At 53.1% G+C, this 6,391-nt stretch carries 4 protein-coding genes; 3 read left to right on the top strand and 1 reads right to left on the bottom strand.

What is annotated here, in order from left to right; all coding sequences use genetic code 11:
- Nucleotides 1-68: 68 nt before the first annotated feature.
- Nucleotides 69-1,231, top strand: a protein-coding gene (locus G4923_RS11130; RefSeq protein ID WP_103259777.1) for an IS3 family transposase whose coding sequence is annotated in 2 segments (ribosomal slippage) — nt 69-324 and nt 324-1,231 — 1,164 coding nt in all. Because the reading frame shifts where the segments join, the coding sequence is not laid out codon by codon here.
- 241 nt (nt 1,232-1,472) lie between these two features.
- Here G4923_RS11130 and G4923_RS11125 read toward each other — a convergent pair.
- Nucleotides 1,473-2,984 carry a CoA-acylating methylmalonate-semialdehyde dehydrogenase gene (locus G4923_RS11125; RefSeq protein WP_111913001.1) on the bottom strand — a complete coding sequence of 504 codons (1,512 nt, stop codon included), beginning with the start codon at nt 2,982-2,984 and terminating at the stop codon, nt 1,473-1,475.
- Between the two features lie 364 nt (nt 2,985-3,348).
- On the opposite strand from G4923_RS11125, the gene G4923_RS11120 reads away from it, so the two are divergent.
- Together G4923_RS11120 and iolD are read left to right on the top strand one after the other, a co-directional pair.
- Nucleotides 3,349-4,203, top strand: coding sequence for a MurR/RpiR family transcriptional regulator (locus tag G4923_RS11120; protein WP_111912993.1), 855 nt, complete (start codon nt 3,349-3,351; stop codon nt 4,201-4,203).
- 148 nt (nt 4,204-4,351) lie between these two features.
- On the top strand, nt 4,352-6,286 hold the full coding sequence (iolD, locus tag G4923_RS11115; protein WP_111912991.1) for a 3D-(3,5/4)-trihydroxycyclohexane-1,2-dione acylhydrolase (decyclizing): 1,935 nt from the start codon (nt 4,352-4,354) through the stop codon (nt 6,284-6,286).
- Nucleotides 6,287-6,391 lie beyond the last annotated feature (105 nt).

The following is a 6,391-nucleotide window of genomic DNA, read 5'->3' as shown; positions in this document are numbered from 1 at the left end:
TGTAGTGGTCTAATCATCCCGGACACCATTTTAGGTGGTACAGTCGCCACCATGACTTGAGGTGTTCAATGACAAGATTACGTCGCTCATTTACTGCTGAATTCAAACTCGAAGCCGCATCCCTGGTACTCGACCAGGGATACTCTGTCCCCGAAGCCAGCCGTTCACTGGATGTCGGTGAAACCATACTTCGCCGATGGGTTCAGCAGCTTCAATCCGAACGAACCGGCACCACCCCAATCGGCAAGGCGCTGACCCCGGAGCAGCAGAAAATCCAGGAGCTGGAAGCCCGCATCAACCGGCTCGAGCGCGAAAAGGACATTCTAAAAAAGGCTACGGCTCTCTTGATGACGGACGAGTTCAAACGTACGCGCTGATAGACCGATTAAGAGAGCAAGCCCCTATCACTCTGGTCTGCTGTGCTTTCGATGTTCCAACATCCTGTTTTTACGACTATCTGGCCCGCAAGCGGACGATTAACCGTGAGCGGATGCAGCAACGCAGCGAGTTGCGCCGTTTGTTCAAAGAGAGCCGGAACTCAGCGGGCAGCCGCGCCTTGATGTCGATGATGCGAGAGCTGGGGCATCAGATTGGCCGATTCAAAGTGCGCAGTCTGATGAAGGAGGTCGGTCTGGTATCCAAGCAACCGGGCGCTCATCGCTATCAGGTCGCCCGGTCTGAACGACCGGATATTCCCAATCTGCTGGCCCGTGAATTTGATGTCCAGCAGCCCAATCAGGTGTGGTGTGGCGATATCACCTACGTCTGGGCAGGTGGTCGTTGGAATTATCTGGCGGTGGTGCTCGACCTTTATGCCCGCCGAGTCGTGGGCTGGGCGATGTCTGACAAGCCTGATGCAGAGCTGGTAATAAAAGCGCTCGAGATGGCCTATCAGCAGCGGGGTTGCCCATCAGGTGTGCTGTTTCACTCCGACCAAGGCAGCCAATATGGCAGCCGGGCATTTCGGCAGCGGCTGTGGCGCCATCGCATGACCCAGAGCATGAGTCGGCGTGGCAACTGTTGGGATAATGCACCGATGGAGCGGTTGTTCAGGAGTCTGAAGACAGAGTGGCTCCCGACAACGGGATATATGAACCTGCGGGAGGCGAAGCGGGATATCAGCTATTACCTGATGGATTACTACAACTGGCGGCGTCCACATCAACACAATGACGGGAGCGCGCCAGCAAAAGCCGAGGATCGGCCTAACCAAGTGTCCGGATTTAGTTGACCACTACAACCAGCGTGTGATGAGTTCGAGGTTGTGATGAGCAAGCCGGAGATCAAACAGGCTTAGAAGCTGCCGGAGTACTGGTTTGGCAAGGTGCCATCAACCATCAAGAACAGCTAAAAAATGAACATAGAAGGAAGCGGCCAAATGACCATTTCCTTCTTATACAAGGGGATTCTTAATGTGACTCATGTAGGAGAGGGAGCTGAGGTGTCTCCCTCTCTTTTTGTTGCATTGCCCGCTATCCTAACGTTGGCATGGTAAAGCTGCCGGTGTGCTGTTCGAGTCGTACGCTAGTGGGCCAGCGACTCGTGATAGTCTTCATTCGAGTGTAAAAACGAACCCCATCGTGACCATGCACATTCAGTGGTCCAAAGATGGAGCGTTTCCATCCCCCGAAGCTATGGAATGCCATTGGTACCGGAATGGGGACATTGATGCCGACCATGCCAGCCTGTACCTCTTCGCTGAACTGGCGGGCTGTATCCCCATCGCGGGTGAAGATGGCCGTGCCATTACCATATTGGTGGCGATTGATTAATGTCACTGCGGTGCGGTAATCAGGCGCACGGACGATGCACAAGACCGGGCCGAATATCTCTTCCTGATAGATGCTCATCTGGGGGGTAACCCGGTCAAACAGCGTTGGGCCTACGAAGAAACCCTGTTGGTGAGTGGGAACGGTAAAATTGCGGCCATCAATGCAAAGCGTGGCCCCCTGTTCGACACCCTGGTCAATATACTCAAGGATCTTGGCCCTGTGCTGGGCGGAAATAACCGGACCCATATCATTCTCTTGGCCCTCGGTTATACCTGGTCCAACGCGCATTTTGGCAATGCGCTCTGTGACTCCGGTCACCAGCTTATCTGCGACGTCGTCACCCACCGCGACCGCAACAGAGAGCGCCATGCAGCGTTCACCGGCCGCGCCGTAGGCTGCGCCCATGATGGCTGAAAGAGTTTGTTCTATATCCGCATCCGGCATCACGATGCAGTGATTTTTGGCCCCACCCAGAGCCTGGCAGCGCTTGCCGTGGGCGGAGGCAACCGAATAAATGTACTCGGCGATGGGGGTGGATCCGACAAAGCTGACCGCTTGAATTCGCTCATCGGTGAGCAATACATCCACGGCCTCCTTGTCACCATTAACCACGTTAAATACCCCATCCGGCAGCCCTGCCTCTTGAAGCAACTGTGCCAATCGTAACGCCAACGAGGGATTCTTCTCCGAAGGCTTGAGTACGAAGGTGTTACCGGTCGCCAAGGCGATGGGGAACATCCACATGGGCACCATGGCCGGGAAGTTGAATGGTGTAATCCCGGTGCATACGCCGAGGGGTTGCATGAGAGAGTGACTGTCGACGCCGGTGCCAACGTTGGCGGAGTGTTCTCCTTTTTGCAGATGAGGAATGCCACAGGCAAACTCTACCACTTCTATACCACGCGTTAGTTCACCTTGAGCATCAGAGAATACCTTGCCGTGCTCTTCGCTGATGAGACGGGCTAGCTCATCTCGTTGGATCTCCAGTAATGCTTTGAAACGAAACAGGATCCTGGCTCGGCGTAGCGGGGGCGTTTGTGCCCAGGCAGGGAAGGCCGCGTGGGCAACGGCAATGGCCTGGCGAACTTCATCGGCCGTGCTCAGTAAGACTTGGCGTATCGGCTCACCCAGTGCTGGATTGAAGATGGGGGCAATACGTGCGCTGAGGCTGGCGGTGATGGCACCCCCGATGTAATTCTGTACGATGTCCATTCGGTGTCTCTCTTGGCTGATGATCACGGAAACTAATTGAAATTTAAATTCCATAAAAATGCTATGCGAAATAAAAATTCCTTTTTGTGATCAATCCAACATTGTTGACACCATGTATCAAATGAGTTCCTGGCACTGGCTTAATCCCCTGTCTGTAGTTACGAAATGGTTTACAGTTTTTCATGATATGAAAGAATGGCTGTTCCATTGCTGCTGACAGGAAACGTGATTCTGTAGCCGTTAATGAAACCGGGCTTTTTAGTGGTTGTGATTTCTGATCGATATCAATTGACTCGACATTGATGTGGGGATTGTGACTGGCTGGTGCCCCAGTGAACATGGTTGCAACAGATTGGAGAGCATAATGACAGTGGCGAAGAATCTAGCAGAACTACAAGATCAGATCCGAACCCGCTATGGTGAGCTGAGTAAGCGTTTACAGCAGGTCGCTAAGTACTTGATAGATAATAAAAATATAGTTGCCATGCAAACTGTCGCGGTCATTGCCAAGGAGGCTGGCGTTCCTCCTTCGACCCTGATCCGGTTTGCCAGTACCTTTGGTTTCAGCGGCTTCAATGAAATGAAACAAATTTTTCGCCTTGATCTGGTCAAAGAGACCGCGAGCTATACGGAACGTGCCCGTCTGTTCCGTGAGATGGATGGGGGGGCTGAGGTAGAGCAACCTCACCATATTCTGCAAGAGTTTGTCCGGGCAAACACCCAATCGATGCAACAGCTGGTTCTTCACACACCGGAAGCAGAACTATGCCAAGCTATTTCCCTCTTGCAGGAGGCCGACACAATTTATGTGATCGGCTCACGACGTTCTTTCAGTGCTGCCGTTTACCTTCGTTACGCACTGGGTCATCTGGAGCGACGTACCGTGTTGCTGGATGGTCTGGGAGGAATGATGATCGAGGAGGCGGCCCTGATGAACAGCCGGGATGTGGTGATCTCGATTAGTTTTACTCCGTATGCTGATGAAACGCTGATGGTGAGTGAGAAAGCGGCTCAGGCCGGTGCTCGCCAAATTGTGATCACTGATAGCCAAATAAGTCCTCTTGCCTCCTTGAGTGATGTCTGTTTCGTGGTAAAAGAGGCCCAAGTAGGGGCATTCCGTTCCCAGGCTGCGACTTTGTGCCTGCTGCAGTCGCTTGCGGTGGGGCTTGCTTTCAAGAAGAGCGAAGAGGTAGCTGAGCAAGGCTCTATTGTTTCGTAAAGTGGATCACAAAAATCGCTTTTGTTTCATTATTTTCTTTAAATGAAAATTTTGTTCTATAGAGTGATGCCATTGCCCGTGTCGATTCTTCGTAGAGAAGATCCTCAGCCCATGGTGGGGGCACGGAGGCCGATAGCAGGGAGTCTCTATGCAGCAGATCAGAATGACGATGGCCCAGGCGCTGGTGAAGTTTCTTGATCAGCAGTTCGTGGAAATTGATGGGGCACAACACAAGTTTGTACATGGTATTTTTACCATCTTTGGTCATGGGAATGTGTTGGGGCTGGGCCAGGCGCTAGAGCAAGATGCAGGTGGATTGAAGGTTTATCAGGGGTGTAACGAGCAGGGAATGGCTCATATAGCCCTCGGGTTTACCAAGCAACACAAACGCAAGCGGATTTGTGCTGTCACCTCTTCCGTTGGGCCGGGGGCTGCCAACATGGTGACTGCGGCTGCGACTGCTACCGCTAATCGTCTTCCTTTGCTGCTATTGCCTGGCGATCTGTTTGCCAGTCGTCAGCCTGATCCTGTGTTGCAACAGGTAGAGCAGTACCATGATGCCAGCATTAGTACTAATGACTGCTTTCGTCCCGTATCTCGTTATTGGGACAGAATCTCTCGACCGGAGCAGTTGATGAGTGCCCTGATCAATGCCATGCGGGTACTCACGGACCCTGTTGATACAGGTGCAGTCACGCTCTGTTTGCCTCAGGATGTGCAAGGCGAAGCCTATGATTACCCTGCTTCTTTCTTTGTCAGGCGAGTACACCGGATCGAACGCCGCCCCCCCAGCGAGGCCATGCTGGCCGATGCAGTGTCCCTGATTGAGGGCAAGCGTAAACCGCTGTTGGTATGTGGAGGGGGCGTACGTTATAGCGAAGCTCATGGCGCATTGCGTGATTTTGTCGAACGATTCAATATTCCTTTTGCCGAGACCCAAGCTGGCAAGGGGGCCATAGAAGCGGAGCATCCGCTCAACGTTGGGGGGCTGGGCACTACCGGCTGCTTGGCTGCTAACCGCTTGGCAGCAGAGGCTGATTTGATCATTGGGGTGGGTACCCGCTTCACCGATTTCACAACAGCGTCCAAGTCATTGTTTAGCCATCCAGAAGCACAATTTTTGACCATTAATGTCGCCAGCTTCGATGCACACAAGCTGGATGCCGTGCCCGTGGTTGCGGATGCTCGGGTGGCTCTGGAGGCGCTGGGTGAGCAGCTCGACGCTCGCGCGTATCGCAGCGCGTATCAAGGGGAGATTGTTGCCGCTCGTACCGAGTGGGAAAGCGAGTGGCAGCGATTAGCCAATATCCAGGTTGACCCGCGTTTTGTGCCAGAAGTGGCTGGGCAACTTGATGATTCCCTGCCTGAGTATATGGATAGTCTGGCTACCCGCTTGACACAAACCCGGGTGTTGGGATTGTTGGATAAGTGGCTTGAGCCCGATGCAATAGTGGTGGGGGCGGCAGGTTCTCTGCCCGGTGATCTGCAGCGCATGTGGCGGCCACGGCATCCCGATACCTATCACCTTGAGTATGGGTACTCCTGCATGGGCTACGAGATTGCTGCTGCCATCGGCGCCCGTATCGCATCGCCAGCACAACCGGTCTATGCGTTTGTCGGTGACGGTTCCTACCTGATGCTACACACCGAGTTGCAAACTGCCGTGCAAGAGGGCCTTAAGATCATCGTCTTGTTGTTCGACAATGCGGGATTTGGTTGTATTAATAACCTGCAAATGGGGCAGGGCATGGGCAGTTTTGGTACCGAGAATCGTCATCGAAACCCAGATAGCGGTATGTTGAATGGTCCTCTGGTACGAGTAGATTTTGCCAAGAATGCAGAGAGTTACGGTTGTACCAGTTATCGGGTGCACGACGAGGTGGAGTTGGAGGCTGCATTGGGCGCTGCTGCCAGTGACAAGGGACCTGTACTGATCGATATCAAGGTGCTGCCAAAAACCATGACCCATGGTTACGAAGCGTGGTGGCATACAGGCACTGCGCAGATAGCAGACAAGCCCGAAATCGAGGCAGCAGCGGCCGCGATTCGCGACATGTTGGCGACTCGCGCCCGCCAATACTGAAGTTGTTTTTGAGTAATCCAAAGGAACTGTATGGGAGGCAATTGCCTCCCTTTTTTATGTGTTTCATAAAGGCTAGAAATGAAATGTGTAAATATGACCGGATTA

Origin of the sequence: Aeromonas rivipollensis (assembly GCF_010974825.1) — a bacterium.
GTDB classification, from domain to species: Bacteria; Pseudomonadota; Gammaproteobacteria; order Enterobacterales; family Aeromonadaceae; genus Aeromonas; species Aeromonas rivipollensis.
Note: the sequence above shows the minus strand (reverse complement) of the source record. Positions and strands in the feature narration are given on the sequence as shown.